The organism is Frankia sp. AvcI1 (assembly GCF_001420875.1).
GTDB lineage: Bacteria > Actinomycetota > Actinomycetes > Frankiales > Frankiaceae > Frankia > Frankia alni.
In genome coordinates this window covers 1-18,670 of sequence record NZ_LJFZ01000039.1, presented here as the reverse complement: position 1 = coordinate 18,670, position 18,670 = coordinate 1, and the positions used below count along the sequence as shown (strand labels likewise).

General features: G+C 75.7%; 10 protein-coding genes and 11 pseudogenes. 14 read left to right on the top strand and 7 right to left on the bottom strand.

The window, feature by feature from the left end; translation table 11 throughout:
• Positions 1-1,631 precede the first annotated feature (1,631 nt).
• From UK94_RS76600 to crtI (UK94_RS28125), 6 genes and pseudogenes are all read left to right on the top strand, one after another.
• A pseudogene (locus UK94_RS76600) lies at positions 1,632-4,302 on the top strand (FAD-dependent oxidoreductase); the annotation flags it as partial.
• 172 nt (positions 4,303-4,474) lie between these two features.
• A complete protein-coding gene (locus UK94_RS28140) occupies positions 4,475-5,107 on the top strand; it encodes a GNAT family N-acetyltransferase (protein WP_231861591.1) in 633 nt (210 codons plus the stop codon).
• A pseudogene (locus tag UK94_RS76595) lies at positions 5,104-5,449 on the top strand (carotenoid biosynthesis protein); the annotation flags it as partial. The gene UK94_RS28140 and the pseudogene UK94_RS76595, both read left to right, overlap by 4 nt.
• A gap of 1 nt (position 5,450) precedes the next feature.
• Positions 5,451-5,982 (top strand): carotenoid biosynthesis protein (locus UK94_RS28135; protein WP_235490324.1); only part of this gene is annotated, 532 nt, incomplete at its 5' end.
• On the top strand, positions 5,979-7,187 hold the full coding sequence (locus UK94_RS28130; protein WP_235490322.1) for a glycosyltransferase family 2 protein: 1,209 nt from the start codon (positions 5,979-5,981) through the stop codon (positions 7,185-7,187). The genes UK94_RS28135 and UK94_RS28130, both read left to right, overlap by 4 nt.
• 10 nt (positions 7,188-7,197) lie before the next feature.
• Complete coding sequence (gene crtI / locus UK94_RS28125) at positions 7,198-8,727, top strand: phytoene desaturase family protein (RefSeq protein ID WP_055752206.1); 1,530 nt, start codon at positions 7,198-7,200, stop codon at positions 8,725-8,727.
• Positions 8,728-8,755: 28 nt separating this feature from the next.
• Here the strand turns inward: crtI (UK94_RS28125) and UK94_RS28120 are convergent, their stop codons facing one another.
• Both UK94_RS28120 and UK94_RS28115 read right to left on the bottom strand, forming a co-directional pair.
• Positions 8,756-9,379, bottom strand: a complete 624-nt coding sequence (locus tag UK94_RS28120) for a hypothetical protein (RefSeq protein WP_157734475.1) — start codon at positions 9,377-9,379, stop codon at positions 8,756-8,758.
• A 434-nt stretch (positions 9,380-9,813) separates the two neighbouring features.
• Positions 9,814-10,512 carry a CDP-alcohol phosphatidyltransferase family protein gene (locus UK94_RS28115; protein WP_055752205.1) on the bottom strand — a complete coding sequence of 233 codons (699 nt, stop codon included), beginning with the start codon at positions 10,510-10,512 and terminating at the stop codon, positions 9,814-9,816.
• A gap of 160 nt (positions 10,513-10,672) precedes the next feature.
• Here UK94_RS28115 and UK94_RS28110 point away from each other — a divergent pair.
• Positions 10,673-10,890 (top strand): annotated as a pseudogene (locus UK94_RS28110) (hypothetical protein); the annotation flags it as partial.
• A 39-nt stretch (positions 10,891-10,929) separates the two neighbouring features.
• Here UK94_RS28110 and UK94_RS68185 read toward each other — a convergent pair.
• The 5 genes and pseudogenes from UK94_RS68185 to UK94_RS28100 form a co-directional block, all read right to left on the bottom strand.
• Positions 10,930-11,226: pseudogene (locus UK94_RS68185) on the bottom strand (methylenetetrahydrofolate reductase); the annotation flags it as partial.
• Between the two features lies 1 nt (position 11,227).
• Positions 11,228-11,278: pseudogene (locus UK94_RS68180) on the bottom strand (hypothetical protein); the annotation flags it as partial.
• A 1-nt stretch (position 11,279) separates the two neighbouring features.
• Positions 11,280-11,537, bottom strand: a pseudogene (locus UK94_RS68175) (methylenetetrahydrofolate reductase); the annotation flags it as partial.
• Between the two features lies 1 nt (position 11,538).
• Positions 11,539-11,826, bottom strand: a 288-nt coding sequence (locus UK94_RS68170) for a methylenetetrahydrofolate reductase (RefSeq protein WP_235490320.1), incomplete at its 3' end; no start/stop codon positions are given.
• A gap of 88 nt (positions 11,827-11,914) precedes the next feature.
• On the bottom strand, positions 11,915-12,628 hold the full coding sequence (locus tag UK94_RS28100) for a hypothetical protein (protein WP_011603327.1): 714 nt from the start codon (positions 12,626-12,628) through the stop codon (positions 11,915-11,917).
• A gap of 1,121 nt (positions 12,629-13,749) precedes the next feature.
• Between UK94_RS28100 and UK94_RS68160 the strand changes: the two are divergent.
• The 7 genes and pseudogenes from UK94_RS68160 to UK94_RS68145 form a co-directional block, all read left to right on the top strand.
• Positions 13,750-14,268, top strand: a pseudogene (locus UK94_RS68160) (FAD-dependent oxidoreductase); the annotation flags it as partial.
• A 1-nt stretch (position 14,269) separates the two neighbouring features.
• The coding region (gene crtI / locus UK94_RS28090; RefSeq protein WP_235490319.1) for a phytoene desaturase family protein at positions 14,270-15,303 on the top strand (1,034 nt) is incomplete at its 5' end.
• Positions 15,304-15,387: 84 nt separating this feature from the next.
• Positions 15,388-16,500 (top strand): MoxR family ATPase, encoded by a 1,113-nt coding sequence (locus tag UK94_RS28085; protein ID WP_011603324.1) that lies wholly within the window; start codon positions 15,388-15,390, stop codon positions 16,498-16,500.
• Positions 16,497-17,297 (top strand): annotated as a pseudogene (locus tag UK94_RS28080) (DUF58 domain-containing protein); the annotation flags it as partial. The gene UK94_RS28085 and the pseudogene UK94_RS28080, both read left to right, overlap by 4 nt.
• 1 nt (position 17,298) lies before the next feature.
• Positions 17,299-17,507 (top strand): annotated as a pseudogene (locus UK94_RS68155) (DUF58 domain-containing protein); the annotation flags it as partial.
• Positions 17,504-18,221: pseudogene (locus UK94_RS68150) on the top strand (VWA domain-containing protein); the annotation flags it as partial. The pseudogenes UK94_RS68155 and UK94_RS68150, both read left to right, overlap by 4 nt.
• Position 18,222: 1 nt before the next feature.
• Positions 18,223-18,463: pseudogene (locus UK94_RS68145) on the top strand (VWA domain-containing protein); the annotation flags it as partial.
• Positions 18,464-18,670 lie beyond the last annotated feature (207 nt).

Below are 18,670 nucleotides of genomic sequence, written 5' to 3'. Positions count from 1 at the left end.
GTGCTGGCGGCGATCGACGCCGGGGCGATCGTGCAGATCCTGCTGCTCGACCCGGACTCGCCGGCCGCGGCGGCGCGCACGGCCGATCTGTCGCACCGCATCGACGTACCCGCCGAGATCCGGGCGAACCTGCTGGTCCTGGACGGGCTGCGGGGGCGGCTCACCCCGGTTCTGCGTCCCCGCCTCGCCGTGCGGCTCTACGCCGAGCAGCCGCTGACGACCTACCACCGTTGGGACTCCGGCGCGCTCGTGTCAAGCTTCCCGGTCGGCTACTCCTCGGCCGCCGCGACCCAGCACGAGGCGACGATCTCCTCGACCCTCGTCCAGTTCGTCGAGCAGCACTTCGAGCGGCTGTGGAGTCCGGCGGGCAGCGCCGCCCTGGACGACTACCTGCGCGTGCCGTTGCAGGTCCTCCGGTCGGACGCCGACCCGGTCGACGTGCGCGCCGAGTTCGTCCGGCTCGACGGGGCGGTGTACGTCGCGTCCGCGGAGCTGGCCGCCCTGCTGCGCCAGGGCGGCCCGGACGGCCTGGTCACGGCCGTGGCGGGCGACGGTCGGCACGCGCTGTCCGGTATCGGCCGCGCCCGGGTGGTACCGCTGCGCGACGACGCCGGCGCCGGGGTGGTGGCGGCGGCCTTCACCCAGAAGTACGGGGCCGCGCGCGACGGCCTGCTGCGACTGTCCTCGGTGCGGAGTTGAACGCGATGCGAACGGCGGTCCCGATGAATCCGGCCAACCCCGCCGCCCTGCTGGTGACCGTCGACTTCTGGCGGGTCCCCCGCCGCCGGATCGGCCACGCCCTGGCCCGGGTCGCCGCCGACCGTTCCGCGCTGCGGCACGTCACCGGGTTGACGTTCNCCAAGCTGCTCGGCACCGGCTCGGCGAGCAGCCTCGGCCTGCGCGGCGCCGACCCCTGCCAGTGGGCGATGGTCTCGGTCTGGGAGACGCCGTCGGCGGCCCGGTCGTTCGAGCGGTCCGCGCAGGTGCGGGCCTGGTCGGTGCTGGCCGAGGAGCGGTGGCGCATCGACCTGCACCCGCTGTCCTCGCGCGGGCGGTGGTCGCGGCGGGAGCCGTTCGGCGACTTCACGGCTGCGGCCGCGCCGACCGCCACCGCCGCGGGCACGAAGGTCGCGGTGATCACCCGGGCCCGGGTCGCTCCCCGGCACGCGCTCACCTTCCGCCGGGCGGTCCCGCCGGTGGTCGCGGACCTCGCCCGGGCCGAGGGGCTGCTGTTCGCGGCCGGGATCGGTGAGGCGCCGATCGGGCTGAAGGGGACGTTCAGCCTCTGGCAGGACGCGGCCTCGCTGCNCCGGTTCNCCTACGGCCGGCCGGCGCACAGCGAGGTCGTCCGTCGGACCCCCGAGGTCGGCTGGTACAGCGAGGAGCTGTTCGCGCGGTTCGCGGTGCTCGGCTCCCGCGGCACGCTCGGCGGACGCGATCCGCTGCTGGCCCTGCTCCCCGACCCGACGTTGACGGCTCGTTGAAGGTGCCGTGTACGCCCGCCCCGCCCCGGGCCGGCACCGGGTCCGACGGTTTGACAACCCGTTGACGGACGTCCGCCACGGTGGGGAGGTCCGGCGGCGAACCGGATGAGGCAGCCCGACGAACCGGATGAAGCGAACCNCATGCCGATGTCCCGTGACCAGGCACGTGCCCAGGTGTCCGCAGGCCAGGCACCCCCCGAAGCGACGCCCCGCGGCCCAGGACCGCACCCCCCGGTTGCGCACGGCTCCGTCCCCCACCGCCGGATACTGATCGCCACGGCGGTGGGCGCCCGCGCGGCGGACCTGCTCACCCGGGCCGCCAGCGTGGTCCTTCGCCCGGAGCTGGCCGCCCGCCCGGCCGAACTCGCCGACGCGCTGGTCGAACTGCGCCCGCAGACCCTGGTCGTCGGCGCGAACGCGGTCGACGCCGCGACCCTGCAACGATGGGCCGCGGCGGTCCGCGCGGGCGGCCCGGTCCCTGCGGGCGGTCCGGTCCCTGCGGGCGGTCCGGTCCCTGCGGGCGGTCCGGTCCCTGCGGGCGGTCCGGTCCCTGCGGGCGGTCCGGTTCACGTGGGCTCGCCGCAGTCCGACGCCGACCGCGAGCTCCTGCTCGTCCGCCGCGGCACCTCGCTGGCCGCCGTCGACACCACCGCCGCCGCCCGGCTACGGATCGAGGTGCGCAACACCCCGGAGGTCAACGCCCGTCACGTCGCCCGGTTCGTGGCCGACCGGCTGTTCGGCCCCGCCGACGGCGCGGCGGCGTCGCCCGCGCGGGATCGGCCCGGCGTCCTCGGGCTACTCGGCGCCGGCAACATCAACGGACGGGTGGCCCGGGACGGCGCCGCGCGGGGCTGGCGCCTGGTCGTGCACTCCCCCTCCCTCGTCGCCGATCCCGCGTCGGTGGGCGCCTGGGCGCGTCATCACCGGCTGCCCGCCGACCGGGTGCGCGTCGCCCGCACCGTGGAGGAGGTCCTCGAGGTCGCCGACGCGGTCGCCGTCGCCGTGCCGCTGGTCCACGCCGGGCCCTGGGCGACCGTCGACCTGATCGACGAGCGGGTGCTCAAGGCGTTCACGGGCGAACGGATCGTCTCGGTCAGCGAGCCCGAGGTGTTCGCCGAGCGCGCCCTGCTCGACGCCTACGACCGGCGTGATCTCGCCGTCGTCCTCGACAACGCCCCCCGGCTGCTCGCCGCGGCGCGGGAGCTGCTGGCCACGCGGATCGACGGCGACGGCGGCGCCCCGCGCCCCGGGTTCACCCTGTGCTCCGCGGCGATGCGCTCCGCCGCCTGCGACGACGATCTGGATCAGGCCATGCTCGCCGTGGTCGGCCGGGCGGACCTGGACGAGCTGACCGGCGCCGACCTGTTCGGACCGCGATCCGACCCTCCCGGCCCGGGCCGGGACACCGACCGCCGGGTCGACGAGGACCCGGCACCCGACGATCCCGCCGCGGGCGGCCACGGCGTGGTGGTCGTCGGCGGCGGGATCGTCGGACTCACCGTCGCGCTGCTGCTGCGGCTGCGGGGCCACCGCCGGATCCGGGTGCTCGACGCCGCGCCGGCGGATCGCGCGGATCCGGACCGGCAGGGCACGACGTTCGGCGGAGCCAACGCGCGGCACCTGTCGGCGACCGAGACCCTGCCGCCGGCGGATGCCGGCCGGGCCGGCGTCCTCGACCGCGGCCCGGCGGACGGCGGCTGGCGGCTGCGCGACCCCGCGTCCCTGAGCGCGGCCGAGCTCGCCTGGTCGGCGGCGTTCGACCGGGGCACCGACCGGCCGGGCCTGCACGCGACGGCCCAGGAGCTGGTGATCGCTCTCAACCGGCTGGGGCTGCGCGGATGGGAACACCTGTTCGCCGTCGACGGCGCGGGCTGGCTGGCCGGCCTGCGCCGGGACGCCCGGCTGGCCCGGATCTACCTCGACGCCGCCGAGCTCGCCGCGGGCGAACGGCTCCAGCGCACGGCCGGCACCGACGCCGTCCGCCTGCCCGGGGCGGCGCTGGCCCGGGACTGGCCGGGCCTGGCCGCCTCGATGCCGCTGCCGGGCGGCGTCCGAGAGATCGCGGGCGCGGTCGAGGTGGACGGCTACGCCGTCAACATCCACGATCTGGCGACGGCGCTGGCCGGCCGGCTCACCGACCTCGGCGTCGAGGTACGCGCCGGCGTGCGGGTACGGGAACTCGACTCCGGTGGCGGCGCGGTGCGGCTGCGTCTCGACGACGGCGCGGTGCTGCCGGCGGATCGCGTCGTGATCACCGCCGGGGGTCGCGACCTGGACCGGCTGCTCGGGGCCGCCTGGCCCGGGGCCGGCGCGGTGGCCCACCTGCTCGGCCTGTCGCTGACACTGCCGAACCCCGGGCTGCGCCGCCCGGCGAAGATCCACGCCGGCGACCCCCTCGGCGTGATCAACATTTCCCTGTCACCCGACGGCACGCTCATCCACGTCAGCGGCGGCTTCGGCTACCTGGGCACCGCCGAGCGCCAGGCCGCCGCGGCGGGGATCGCCGGGCTGCGGGACGTCGCCGAACGGGCCATCGCCGGCCTGTTTCCGGCGCTGCGGCGGGCCGACGGCAGCCTTGACGTACGCGACGTGCGCGTCTGCGAACGTCCGGCCACCCCCGACGGACTCCCCCTCGTCACCGCGCTACCGGGCCACGCCGGCCGGGTCCTGGTGGCCGCGGGGACGAACGCGGGCGGCGCGGTGCAGGCCCCGGCCGTCGCCGGCCTGGTCGCGGACCTGCTCGACGACGTTCCCCGCTGTGCGGGTCTCGCGATGGCGGTCGATCGGATCGGCCTCCCGCGCCTTCCGGGGAAAACGCNCTGCGCATCAGAGTAATGACGTTACGTGGCAGGCACTCCCGCCGCTCGGCGCGCCCCGCTACCGGCGCGTTATCGTCGAGCGACGTGTTGGTGTGCCCCGACCTCCTGGCTCGCCAGACCCGTTCGCGGGACCAGGTCGACGCGCCGAGGGACGGACAGGAGGCGACGCCGGTGACCGACGGGGACGTGAGCGTGGTCCGCTGGTCGCCCAGCCGCATGCGGGCCCGGCTCGACGATGTGATCGGTGTCTACAAGGCCGCGTTCCTCGACCATCACGAGGCCGACCCCGTCCGGGCCGCCCGGGACCGGGCCCTGCACGCCCGTCGCCACTTCGACCGCCGCGACCTGCTCGCCGTCGCCGCCGTCACGCCCGACGACACCCTCGTCGGCATCACCTACGCGCTGCCCGGCCAGCCCGGCCAGTGGTGGCACGACGTCGTCGTGGACGCGGTCGCGGCCGGCTCGGCGGCCACCGCGGCGCACTGGCTCGACGACTGCCTCGAGATCGTCGAGCTGCACGTGCTGCCCTCCTACCAGGGCCGCTCGATCGGCCGCCAGCTGCTGCGGGAGCTGCTGCGCGACGTCCCACAGCGGACCGCGGCCCTGTCCGCGCTCGAACCCGCCGGCAGCCGGGCGCGCCGGTTGTACGCCAGCGAGGGATTCGTCCCGCTGCTGTCGGACTTCCAGTTCCCCGGGACGCTCACCCCCTACGCGGTGCTCGGCAAGGAGCTGCGCGCTCCGTCGGCCGCCAGCCCCGACGGCGAGCGCGCCGGCGACGCCGACCAGCCGGCACCCGTGCGGTGACCCTCCACGGCCCGGCGTCCACGGCGCTCGGGTCGGCCCGGCCCGTCGGCCGGCGCATCCCGGGCAAACCGCCTGTACGCCGGGCGCCGATCTGGGGATGGATTCCCGTGCTGGCCACGGTGGCGGTGCAGATCCCCTACCCGCTCGTCGGCGGCGCCGCGCGCAGCGCGCTGGCCGTCGTGACGGTCCTGCTCTTCTTCGTCGCGTCGACGGCGCATGCCCTGGCCACCCGCGGCCCGCTCTGGACCGCCGGCTTCCTCGCCGTGACCGTCGGTGGGGGGCTCGCCGTGGAGACGGTCGGGGTTCACACCGGCGTCCCGTTCGGCCGCTACGCCTACGCCGNCTCGCTCGGCCCCCGCCTGTGCGGCGTCGCCGTCGTGGTGCCGCTGGCCTGGGCGATGATGGCGTATCCCACCTATGTCCTGGTCCGGCGGCACCGGCGCGCCCCGGTCCGCGCCGCCGTCCTCGGCGGCCTGGTGCTGGCCACCTGGGATCTCTTCCTCGACCCGCAGATGGTCACCGCCGGCCACTGGCACTGGCTCGGCGGCGGTCCGGCGCTCAACGGGATCCCGCTGACGAACTTCCTCGGCTGGCTGGTGGTCGGCACCGTCATGACCGCGATCCTGCTCGCACTGCCCGACCCGACGGACGGTCCCCGCCACGGCCGCCGTAGCGACCGCGGCGACGAGCGCATCCCGCTCACCCTGCTGGCCTGGACCTACCTGTCGTCGGTGCTGGCGAACCTCGCCTTCTTCGGCGAGCCCGGCGTCGCGGTCACCGGTGGCGTCGCGATGGGAGTGGTGCTGGCCGTGGCGCTGCGGCCCTGGCGTGCCGAACGCCGAGCGGACGATCCCGGGCGGTGGGGGTGGCGGTGAGGGCGGTCCCGGCCGGGGCGGCGATCATCCGAGCCGGAGCGGCCATCATCCGAGCCGGAGCGGCGACGGTCCGGGACGGTGTGGTGGGGGCGGCGGCGGTGGCGTCCCTGGGCATCGCGGTGCACGCGGCGGTGAACGCCCGGCTGCTGCGCGTGGCGCCGCCGGCCCGGCCGGTGCCGGAGCGGGTGTCCGTGGTCCTGCCGGTCCGGGACGAGGCCGCCCGGCTGGACGACTGCCTGGCGGCCCTGCTGGCCGCGCGGGACGTGCCCGATCTGGAGATCGTGGTCTATGACGACGCCTCCACCGACGCCACCGGACGCATCCTCGCCGGCTGGGCGCGGCGCGACCGGCGGATCGTCGCGTTGCGCGGCGCCGGCCCACCGCCCGGCTGGCTGGGCAAGCCGCACGCCTGCGCCCGGGGGGCGGCCGCGGCGACCGGAACCGTGCTGGTCTTCGTCGACGCCGACGTGATCCTCGCCGCCGACGGGCTGGCCCGCGCCGTGCTGCTGCTGCGCGCCAGCGGACTGGACCTGATCTCACCGTATCCGCGCCAGGTCGCGGCGAGCCCGGCCGAGCGGCTCGTCCAGCCGCTGCTGACCTGGTCGTGGCTGGCCCTGCTGCCGCTGCGGGCGGCCGAGCGGTCCCCGCGGCCGTCGCTGGCCGCGGCCGGCGGCCAGTTCCTGTGCGTGGACGCGGCGGCGTACCGGCGGGCTGGCGGGCACGCCGGGGTCCGCGACCAGATCCTCGAGGACATCGCCCTGCTGCGGGCGGTGAAGCGCTCCGGGGGGCGCGGGGTGGTCGTCGACGGCTCTGCCCTGGCGACCAACCGGATGTACGCCGGCTGGGCCGAGCTGCGCGACGGCTACGCCAAGTCGCTGGCCGCCGCCGGCGGCGGCCCGGCGGCCAGCGCCGCGCAGATCGGCCTGCTGTGGTGGCTGTTCGTCCTGCCGGCCGCCGCGGCGGCGCTCGGCTCCCGCGCCGGACTGGCCGGCTACCTCGCCGGGGTCGCCGGCCGGGTGGTCGCCGCCCGGCGCACCGGAGGGCGCAGCTGGCCGGACGCCGCAGCCCACCCGGTCTCGGTCGGCCTGCTGGGATACCTGACGGCGCTGTCGTGGTGGCGGCGGCGACGTGGTACCGCGACCTGGAAGGGCCGACCGGTCACGGCGCCCCCACCGCGGCGAGAACCGCGGGGCGCGGGCTCGTAGAGTCGACGCCGTGGCCCGGGTGGTGGTGATCGGCGCCGGGGTGGGCGGGCTGGCCGCCGCGGCCCGCCTGGCCGCCGCGGGGCATGAGGTCACCGTCTGCGAGCAGTCGTCGCGGATCGGCGGGAAGCTCGGCTGGTACGAGCGGGACGGCTACGGCTTCGACACCGGGCCGTCCCTGCTGACCATGCCCGCCGTGTTCGAGGACCTGTTCGCCGCGACCGGCGGACCGTTGCGCGCCGAGCTGGACCTTCGCCGCCTCGACCCGATCGCCTCCTACCGGTTCGCCGACGGCACGGCCCTGGCCGCGCACGCGGACGACGGCGCCTTCGCCGCCGAGCTCGACGAACGCCTCGGCGGCGGCGCCGGCGGCGACTGGCGACGCCTGGCCGACCGGGCGGCGCGGGTCTTCGACGCCGCCGAGGGGCCGTTTCTGTCCAGCCCGGTGCGCGCCGCCGGGCTCGCCCGGCTGGCCTGGGCCTCGCCCGGGGACGTCGCGGCGGTCGCCCCCGGCCGCAGCCTGCGCGGCCTGGGCCGCGGCTACCTGCGCGACCCCCGCCTACGGATGGTGCTGGACCGCTACGCGACCTACTCCGGCTCCGATCCCCGGCGCGCCCCGGCCGCCCTGGTTTCGGTGGTACACGCCGAACGCCGCTTCGGCGGGTGGTACGTGGAGGGCGGGCTGCGCCGGCTGGGCGAGGCGATCGCGCGGCGCGCCGAGGAGCGCGGGGCCCGGATCCTGCTCGACACCCGGGTGCTGACGGTGACCCGCACCCCCGGCGGCCGGGTCGACGGGGTGCGACTCGCCGACGGCCTCCTGCTGCCCGCCGACGTCGTCGTCGCCAACGTCGACGCGGCATCGCTCTACGGCCGCCCGGAGAACGCCCGGCGGGCGGGGGGCCGGCTGGTGGACGACCGGGCCGGGCGGCGCCGCGTGGGGCGGGCCACGCCGTCGATGTCCGGGTTCGTGCTGCTGCTGGCCCTGACCGGCGCCACGCCGGGGCTGGGCCACCACACGGTCACCTTCCCGGCGGACTACGACGGCGAGTTCGACGCGGTGTTCGCCGGGCGCCTCGCCGCCGACCCTGCGGTCTACATCGCCGCCCCGGCGGACCCGGCCTGCGCGCCGCCGGGCGGCGAGGCGTGGTTCGTCCTCGTCAACGCCGCGCCGCATGCCCCGGCGCCGGTCGCCGCGGCGGGGCGTCCCGACGCGCGCGGCCTGGACTGGGACGAACCCGGCCTGGCGGACCACTACGCCCAGCACGTCCTGGACATCCTCGCCGCCCGCGGGTTCGACGTGCGGTCCCGGCTGCGGTGGTACGAGACGATCACCCCGGCGGACCTGGAGCGGCGCACCGGTTCGGTGGGCGGATCGATCTACGGCGGGTCGTCGAACGGTGCCCGGGCGGCGTTCCTGCGTCCACCGAACGCCGCCCGGGTACCGGGGCTGTTCCTCGTCGGCGGGTCCACCCACCCCGGCGGCGGCCTGCCGCTGGTCGTGTTGTCCGCCGGCATCGTCGCCGGGCTCGTCGGGCCGGCCTGACCGGCCCGGCTCACCCGGTGCCCGCGGCCTACAGCCCGGCGCGGACCAGCGTCACCGCGGTGACGCCGGAGACGTACCGGCCGCCCTTGGTGTCGCCGGGGGCGGTCAGGCGGGGCCCCTCCTTCGCCAGCGACACGCCGTCCTGGGTGACGGCGAGCAGCGCCTCGGTGTTGGCGAAGCCGGGGTCGATCTCGCCCCACGAGACGACCGACTCGTAGCCGTCGCTGGCGTGGACGACCGCGGCGTAGCGCAGCGCGTCGTTCTTCACGTCACTGCGCAACGCCGGCTTCGCCGCCTGCAGGACGTCGTAGAGCAGGGGGCCGGTGTAGGTGTGGGTCTGCGGACCCGCCCCGCTCTGGAAGGAGACCGTCTGGGTGTGCTGCGGGTACTTCGCGGCGAGATCGGCGACGGTCAGCAGCACCGGGTGCGCGATCCGGCCGAGGAGCACCACCCGGCCCGGCGGCAGGGTGGGAAGGGGATGCGGGACTGCCTTGGCGGGCGCCGCGGCCGCAGCGGGGGCCGGGGTGGCGGCCGGAGTGGCGGCCTCGGCCCGCCAGGTCGGCAGCAGGCTGACGACGAGGATCGCGGCCAGGGCCAGAACGATCGCGACGACACGCGGACGGGACACTCTGCGGGCGAGGTACGACACCATTTCCCCGAATCTTTCGTGGGTGCGGAGTTCGCCGGTCACGCGGCCGCGGCCCGCGGCCGATCGGCGACTGAGCGGATGGCCAGATCGTAGCGATGAATCCGCAGATCTGGGCAGAAAGCCGAGAAGAATCCGCGTATGCGGATCACGTGGTCAGCTTTTCCACGCTTCCGCCGGTGACGCTCCGACCCCTGGTCGGCCGCCCGCGGGCCGGCGACCACCACCGGCGGAGACCGACGAGCAACCCGCGGTCAACCGCGACCGCCCAGATCTTCCGGACCCCGCCGGTCGGACGACCATCAAAACTGTCCGCATACTGAACAGATCTCTCGCATACGGTCTGCTCGCGCACGACCGCAGAAGCGGGCGCCGCCCTCGGCACGAAGGAATGGACGGAGGTCCGAACAACGCGCCCGTCACCGGCTGTCGTCACCCGGCTAGTCACGAGGTGGGGGCGCGCCCAGCAGGAGGGCACGCAGAGTGAGCATGAGCTGGCCGAGGCCGACCACGCAGACCGCGAGCGTCGCGCCTGCCGCCACCGTCCCGGCAAAACCGGCCAGGCCGGGGACGATGCCGGCCCCCGCCAGCCCGAACGCGGCGACGATGAGCCGCGTCGGCCGCTCACCGATCGTCACGACGCCGATCTCCCGGAAGCCGGCACTGCCGGCCCGCGCCCGGGTGTACTCCAGCAGCCCCAGCGCGCATCCGGCGGCGACGAGCAGACCGCCCGGCGCCCCGACGTACCACAGCGCGACCAGGTACAGCGCGTCGCCGCAGCGGTCGGCGACCGAGTCCAGCACGTAACCCCAGGCACTCGCCCGACCGGTCAGGACGGCCACGGCTCCGTCGAGGCTGTCGGCGACGCCCCCGAGCAGCATCACCACCACCGCCAGCAGCGGCCAGCGGCCCCCGGCCGCGGCGGCCGGCAGCGCGAGCGCCGTGACCGCCACCCCCGCCCCGGTCACCGCCGACGGCGGCACCCGGCGGGCGGCCAGCGGGCTCGCGACCCGGTGGACCAGCGTCAGCCAGGCGCGCACCAGCCACAGCCCGCCTCGCGGGTCGTACCCGCCGTGCAGGGCCGACCAGCGCGCGAGATAGGTGTCGCGGTCGGGTACGGGGGTGCGCACAACGTCCATCCTGCCCGGGACATCAGCCGCGACCGGGACGCCGACCCCGTCCGGGACGTCACCGCCCCGGGGACGTAGAGTCGCGTGGACTTCCACCACGGGCCGCGGCCACGTCGGCCGATGGGAGCGGACGGACGAGGCCAGGCCGGCCCCGCCAGGCGGGAGTGACGTGACCGAGCAGGTAAGCGGCGTGGTGGAGAGCCTCGACGACCTCGACCCGCGGGTGGTCTTCGCCCCCCACCGCCACCAGGTGATCCTCGCCGTGCGGATCACCCCGGTCTTCAACACCCTCGACCTCGGCCTCGTGGCGGCGGTGATCGACACCGCCAACCAGGCCGGGTTCGCCCTGGAGCGCGAGCAGACCTTCCGCGACGAGTGGCTGCTGTGNGTGTTCGAAGCCTACGACGATCCCGAGTAGGCGCCCGCCTACCGGACCGCCTCGAAGATCTCCCGCGTGGCGCTGGACCGGTTGAGGGTGATGAAGTGCAGACCGGGCGCCCCGCCGTCGAGCAGGCGGCGGGACAGCTCGGTCGCCACCTCGAGGCCGACCGCCCGCACCGCCGCCGGGTCGTCCGCGACGGCCTGCAGCCGGGCGGCCAGCGCGGGCGGGAAGGCGGCACCGGACAGCTGTGCCATCCGGACGATCTGCGCCACGTTCGTCACCGGCATGATCCCGGGGATGATCGGCTTGTCGCAGCCCAGCGCGCGGACCCGCTCGACCAGNCGGAAGTAGTCGTCGGCGCCGAAGAAGAACTGGGTGATGGCGTAGTCGGCGNCGGCGTCGAACTTGCCCACCAGGTACCGGGCGTCGGTGTCGAAGTCGGGCGAGCGGGGGTGCCTGTCCGGGAAGGCCGCCACCCCGACGCAGAAGTCCCCCACCGACTTCACCAGCCGCACGAGCTCGTCGGCGTGCTCCAGCCCCTGGGGGTGGGCCGTCCAGGTGCCCTGCGGGTCGCCGGGCGGGTCGCCGCGCAGTGCGATCACGTTGCGCACGCCCGCGCCCGCGTAGTTGCCGATCACCTGCCGCAGCTCGGNGACGGAGTGGTTGACCGCGGTGAGGTGGGCGATCGGCGTGAGGGTGGTGTCGGTGGCGATCCGCTCGGTCACCCGGATCGTGCCCTCGCGGGTCGAGCCGCCCGCGCCGTAGGTCACCGAGACGAAGGAGGGGCGCAGCGCCTCGATCCGGCGCAGGGCGGTCCACAGGTGACGCTCGCCCTCGGGCGTGCGGGGCGGGAAGAACTCGAACGAGAACGAGGGACGCCCGGAGGCGAGGAACTCCCCCATCGTCGCCGGTTTCGCGCTCGCACTCCGAACCGCCGTCATGCGACGAGAGTAGACCGGCGCGGACCACGGCCGGAGACGTACCCCTGTGCCGGAAACACGCGTGAGCGGCACGTGACATCAACGCACATCAGATCGGCAGCGGCCCCAGCGGGGCGGTCAGGCCGATGCGCACCCGGCCGGCGACGGTGCGGGCCACCACCCGCCGCGTGGCCCCCGGCGTCGGCGCCAGCGCCACGTCGACCGCGCTGGGATCGCCCGTCTCGACCTCCACCGCATACGCGCCGTCGGGGAGCATGACCGTCAGAAGACCCGACTCGGTGTGCGCATGGACCGTGTCCGGCGGCTCGCTGAAGTGCAGGTTGACGTCCCCGCCCCGGCTGCGGGCGGCGACCGGGCCGGCGCCGAGCTCGCGGCCGGCGATCGTGCCGTCGCGGGTGACCAGCGACAGCTCCCCGCGCACACCCCACAGGGTGATCTCGCCGGTGAGCACCTCGGCGCGCACCCGCGTGCCGGGCGGCACGGCCAGCCGGACCCGCACGTCGCTGCGCCGCCCGTCGATCCGCAGCACCGACCCGCCGGTGGTCACCGCGGGACCCGAACGGCCGGGCCGGCGCCGCACCGTGAGGTCGACGCGCACGTCAGAGCGGTCGCGCTCGGCGACCTCGACCCGGCCCGCGGCCACCATGACCTCGACGGCCTCTATACCGTCGACGGTGTGAACCAGCTCGGCGGGTGGCATCCGCAACAGGGACAGACCGCCCACCGCGGCGGCCAGCAGCACGACGGCGATCACCAGGATGGCGGTGTCGAACACGGGCACACCGCACGGTACCCCGGTCACCGATGACCGATGTCCGCCCGCGGGTCTCCNCCGTACTGCGCCGGTTCGCCGACGCCCGGGGGGCGGCGCTGCGCGACATCGACGCCGATCTCGACCCCTTCGTCCGGGTTGCCGAGGACGTGCTGCTCAGCGGGGGCAAGCAGGTGCGGCCGGCGTTCTGTTACTGGGGCTGGCGGGGCGCCGGCGGGCCGGACTGCGACGAGATCGTGACGGCCGCCGCAGCCCTGGAGGTGCTACACGCCTGTGCGCTGGTGCACGACGACGTGATGGACGGCTCGCAGCTGCGCCGCGGTGCGCCGAGCGCGCAGCGCCGCCTGACCCTGGTGCACCGGCGGGCCCGGCTCGGCGGCGATCCGGACACCTTCGGCCGCTCGGCGGCGATCCTGCTCGGCGATCTCTTCCTGGCCTGGGCGGACGATCTGCTGATGGCCAGCGGGCTGACGCCCGGCGCCCTGGCGCGGGCCTGGCCGACGTACGCGCGGATGCGCGGCGAGCTCGTCGCCGGCCAGTACCTCGACCTCGCCAGCCAGGTGGGACCCGGGGCCAGCCAGGGGGGAGCCGGGGGCGGCCAGGTGGACCCGGCTCGGGTCGCGCGGATCGCCCGCTACAAGACCGCCGGCTACACGGTGGTCCGACCGTTGCAGCTCGGCGCCCTGCTCGCCGGGTCACGTCCCGGCCTGCTGGAGACCTACGCGGCGTTCGGCCATCCGCTCGGAGAGGCGTTCCAGCTCCGCGACGACGTCCTCGGGGTGTTCGGCGACCCGGCGGTGACCGGCAAGCCCGCCGGGGAGGACCTGCGCGACGGCCGGCCCAACGGGCTGCTGGCGCTGGCCCTGCGCCAGGCGCGGCCGGCCGCGGCGGCCCGGCTGCGTGACCTCGTCGGTCGCCCGGCCCGGCCCGGCGCGGTCGAACAGGCGCGCGAACTGATCGCGGCCAGCGGCGCACCGGCCGCAGCCGAGGAGCGGATCGCCGCCCGCACCGCGCAGGCCCTGGCCGTCCTGGCACGCTCCGATCTGGACGACACCACCCGCGGCGCGCTGATGGAGCTCGCGACCGCGGCCACGGCACGGGCACAGTAACGCGGACGACCGGGAAGAGCGGGGAGAGGGGGCGGGCGCCGGATGCGCACGGTGGAGGGCCCGACGGATCACGTCGTCATCGTCGGGGCGGGCTTCGCGGGGCTGTCGGCCGCGCTGCGCCTGGCGGGGGCCGGGCGGCGGGTGACGGTGCTGGAGCGCGAGGCGGTGCCGGGCGGGCGGGCGGGGCTGCTCACCCTCGGCGGCTACCGGTTCGACACCGGCCCGACCGTACTGACCATGCCCGAGCTGATCGCCGACGCGCTGGACTGCGTCGGCGAGGACCTCGATCGGTGGCTGACGCTGACCCGGCTCGACCCGATGTACCGGGGGTTCTTCGCCGACGGCTCGTCGCTGGACGTGCGCGCCGACCCGGCCGACACCGCGGCGCAGATCCGGGCGCTGTGCGGCCCGGCGGAGGCCGCCGGTTTCGAGCGGTTCGTCACCCTGGTCACGGCGATGTACCGGGCCCAGGTGCGGCACTTCATCGACGCCCAGGTGGACTCGCCGCTGTCGCTGCTGCGCCCACAGCTCGCCCGGCTCGCGGCGCTGGGCGGCTTCCGCNGGCTCGACACGGTCGTCGGCCGTCACCTGCGCGACCCGCGGACCCGGCGGATGTTCTCCTTCCAGGCGATGTACGCCGGGCTGGCCCCGCACGACGCGCTCGCCCTCTACGCCGTCATCTCGTACATGGACTCCGTCGCCGGGGTCTACCACCCGACCGGCGGCATGCACGCCGTCGCCGAGGCGATGACCGCAGCGGCGGTCAAGCACGGAGTGACCGTGCGCTACGAGACGACGGTGAGCCGGGTGGAGGTGCACGGCGGGCGGGCGGTGGCGGTGCACACCACCGCCGGCGAGCGCATCGGCGCGGACGTGGTGGTCCTCAACCCGGACCTGCCGATCGCCTACGCCGAGCTGCTGCCGCCGGCGGCGGCGCCGGCCCGGCTGCGCCGGCTGCGCTACTCCCCGTCGTGCTTCCTGCTGCTGGCCGGCGCGCGGGCGGAGTACCCGCACACGGCGCACCACACCATCCACTTCGGCCACGCCTGGCGGCGGACCTTCGCGGAGATCATCGACCGGGGCGAGCTGATGAGCGACCCGTCGTTTCTCGTCACCACGCCGTCGCGCAGCGAACCGGCGATGGCGCCCGCCGGCGGTCACGCCTACTACGTGCTGTTCCCGACGCCGAACCTCACCGCGCCCCTGGACTGGTCCGTACTGCGCTCGCGCTACCGCGACGAGGTCGTCGCCACCTGCGAACGGCGCGGCTACGCCGGCTTCGGCGACGCCATCGAGGTGGAGCAGGTGACCACCCCGGCCGACTGGCGGGCCCGCGGGATGGCCGCGGGCGCGCCGTTCGCCGCCGCCCACACCTTCCGCCAGACCGGCCCGTTCCGCCCGGCGAACATGGCGCCGGGGCTGGCGAACGTGGTGTTCGCCGGCAGCGGCACCCGGCCCGGCGTCGGCGTGCCGATGGTGCTCATCTCGGGACGGCTCGCGGCGGAGCGGATCCTCGGCGCCGATCGCGGTTACCGCTCGCGTGCGCTGCGCTCCGAGGCCCCGACCCAGCCCGGCCCAGCGACCGAAAGTTCCTGAACAGGGGCTTAGAAGACGCTTGCAACCGAGCCGTGCCGACTCCGTTGGCGCCCCATTCCGCGCCGGGGCTGGGAGAATACCGGCATGGACGATGGGCAGAGCCCGGCCGGCCTCGCCGCCCCGGACACCACCTCGGACGCGGCGCTGCTCGAGCGCGCCCTGTTCGAGATCAAGAAAGTGATCGTCGGGCAGGACCGCATGGTCGAGCGCATGCTCGTCGCGCTGCTCGCCCGCGGGCACTGCCTGCTCGAGGGCGTGCCCGGGGTGGCCAAGACGCTGGCGGTGCAGACCCTGGCCACGGTGGTCGGCGGCTCGTTCGTCCGGATCCAGTTCACCAACGACCTCGTGCCCTCGGACATCGTGGGCGCCCGCATCTACCGGGCCAGCCAGGAGGCGTTCGACGTCGAGCTCGGGCCGGTCTTCGCCAACTTCGTGCTGGCCGACGAGATCAACCGCGCGCCCGCGAAGGTGCAGTCGGCGCTGCTGGAGGTCATGTCCGAAAAGCAGGTCTCGCTCGGCGGGGCCACCCACCGGCTACCCCGGCCGTTCCTGGTGCTGGCCACCCAGAACCCGATCGAGTCCGAGGGTGTCTACCCGCTGCCCGAGGCCCAGCGCGACCGGTTCCTCATGAAGGTCAACGTGCCCTACCCCAGCCCCACCGAGGAGCTGGAGATCGTCCGGCGGATGGGTGTGTCGCCGCCGGTCCCCGAGCGCGTCCTCGGCCCGAAGGTGCTGGAGCGGCTGCAGGCGCGGGCCGACAACGTGTTCGTCCACCACGCCATCACCGAGTTCGCGGTGCGGCTGGTGCTCGCCACCCGGGCACCGGCCGAGGCCGGTTTGCCGGAGCTGGCCGGCCACCTCGCCTACGGCGCCTCGCCGCGCGCCTCCCTCGGCCTGGTCGCCGCCGCCAGGGCGCTCGGCCTGCTGCGCGGGCGCGACTACGTGGTGCCGGACGACGTGGTCGCCGTCGCCCTGGACGTGCTGCCGCACCGGCTGGTGCTGTCCTACGAGGCGCTGGCCGAGGGGCTGACCGCGGACGCGATCGCCGCCCGCATCCTGGAGACCGTCCAGCCGCCGCAGGTGGCGCCGCGCCAGCAGGCCCCCTACCCCACCGGGCCTGTCGGGCCGAACACCGGCGGCTGGGGCACCAACCCGCGCTCGGGCTTCCCGGAGTACCTCGACCGGGGCCCGCTGTGACGACGCCGGCCGCGGCCACCCCGGGCTCCGACCCGGCGGTGGAGCGGACGCTGCGCCGCCTGGAGCTCACCGTGCTGCGCCGCCTCGACGGGATGCTGCTCGGCGACCACCTCGGGCTGCTGCCCGGCCAGGGCAGCGAGAAGGCGGAGAGCCGCGAGTACTCCGTCGGCGACGACGTGCGCCGGATGGACTGGGCCGTCACCGCCCGCACCACCGTCCCGCACGTCCACGACCTCATCGCCGACCGGGAGCTGGAGACCTGGGCTCTGGTCGATCTCAGCGCCAGCAGCGAGTTCGGCTCCGGCTCCTGGGAGAAGCGCGACCTCGCGGTCGCCGCCACCGCCGCCGTCGGTTTCCTCACCGCCCGCACCGGCAACCGGATGGGCGCGGTCGCGCTCACCCAGGCCGGCACGCGGCTCATCCCGGCCCGGCCGGGTCGCGACGGCCTGCGGGCACTGCTGCGCAGCCTGCTCACGCTGCCCCGCACCGCGCACGACCGGCCGCACCGCCGCCCCGACCCGGCGGCCGCCACCGACCTCGCCGCCGCCGTGCAGGGCCTGCTGCGGCCGCCGCGCCGGCGCGGCCTCGCCGTCGTCATCTCGGACTTCCAGTCCACCGACCTCGGCTGGGAACGCCCGCTGCGGGTGGTCGCCGCCCGCCACCAGGTGCTCGCGATCGAGATCGTCGACCCGTTGGAGCTGGCCCTGCCCGCCGTCGGCCTGCTGCCCGTCGTCGACGCCGAGACCGGGGCGATGCTGGAGGTCCCCACCTCCTCGCGGAAGTTCCGGCAACGGTACNCCGCGGCCGCCGCGGCGCACCGCCGGGAGGTCTCGCTCGCCCTGCGCCGGGTCGGCGCCGACCACCTCGTCCTGCGCACCGACTCGGACTGGCTCGTCGACATCGTCCGCTTCGCCTCCGCGAACCGGCGCGGCCGCGGTGCCGGGCGGCGCGCGCCGGTCGGTCGCGGCGGCCCGGCGGTCCGACCCGCCCAGGCGGGTACCCGGTGAGCTTCCTCGCCGGCCACTGGCTGTGGCTGTACCTGCTCGTCGCCGCGCTGCTCGTCGCCTACATCGTCGTCTCCGCGCGGCGGCGGGTCTACGCGGCCCGCCTGTCGTCCACCTCGGTGCTGGCCTCGGTGCTGCCGCGGCGCCCGCAGTGGTGGCGCCGCCACGTCCCGGCCGCGCTGCTGCTGCTCACCCTCGCCGGCCTGGTGTTCTCGCTGGCCCGGCCGGCCCGCGCCGAGCGGGTGCCACGGGAACGCGCGACGATCATCCTGGCCATCGACGTGTCGAACTCGATGGCCGCCACCGACATCGCCCCGAACCGGTTGGAGGCGGCCAAGCAGGGCGCCGAGGCGTTCGTCGACCAGCTCCCGCCGCGCATCAACCTGGGCCTGGTCTCCTTCGCCGGCAGCGCGACGGTGCTCGTGCCCGCCTCCACCGACCGCGAGTCGGTCCGCGCCGGCATCCGCGGCCTGCAACTCGGCCCGGCGACGGCCATCGGTGAGGGGATCTTCGCCTCGCTGCAGGCCATCAACACCGCCGGCAAGCGGTTCTCCGACGCCGGGCAGAGCCCGCCACCCGCGGCCATCGTCCTGCTCTCCGATGGCGAGACCACCCGCGGCCGGCCGAACACGCAGGCCACCGACGCCGCCCGGCAGGCGCACGTCCCCGTCGACACCATCGCCTACGGCACCAGCGACGGCACGCTCGACGTCGGCGNCCAGGAGGTGCCCGTCCCAGTCAACGAGCAGGCCCTCAACGAGATCGCCGACCAGACCGAGGGCTCCTACCACCGGGCCGCCACCGGCGACGAGCTGCGCTCGGTCTACAAGGGCCTGGGCAGCTCCATCGGCTACCGGACCGAGTACCGGGAGATCACCACCTGGTTCCTGGGCCTGTCCCTCGCGCTGGGCTTCCTTGCCGCGGCGAGCTCGCTCGCCTTCGCCTCCCGCCTGCCATAAGGCGTCCTCCGTCGCGGGTGTGGATCGTGGTGGGGTCGATGTGGCGGGTTGCGCGGGCGAGGGTTCCTGCCGGGTCGGGCCCGGGCAGGACCGGTGGTGCTGCGACGAGGACGCGGCCGTCGACGGTCCGCGCGGTGACGGTCCCGTCCGCGTCGCGGCCGAGGCTGATGTCGTCGTCGTGCACCGCCCGGTGATGGGTCGAACAGA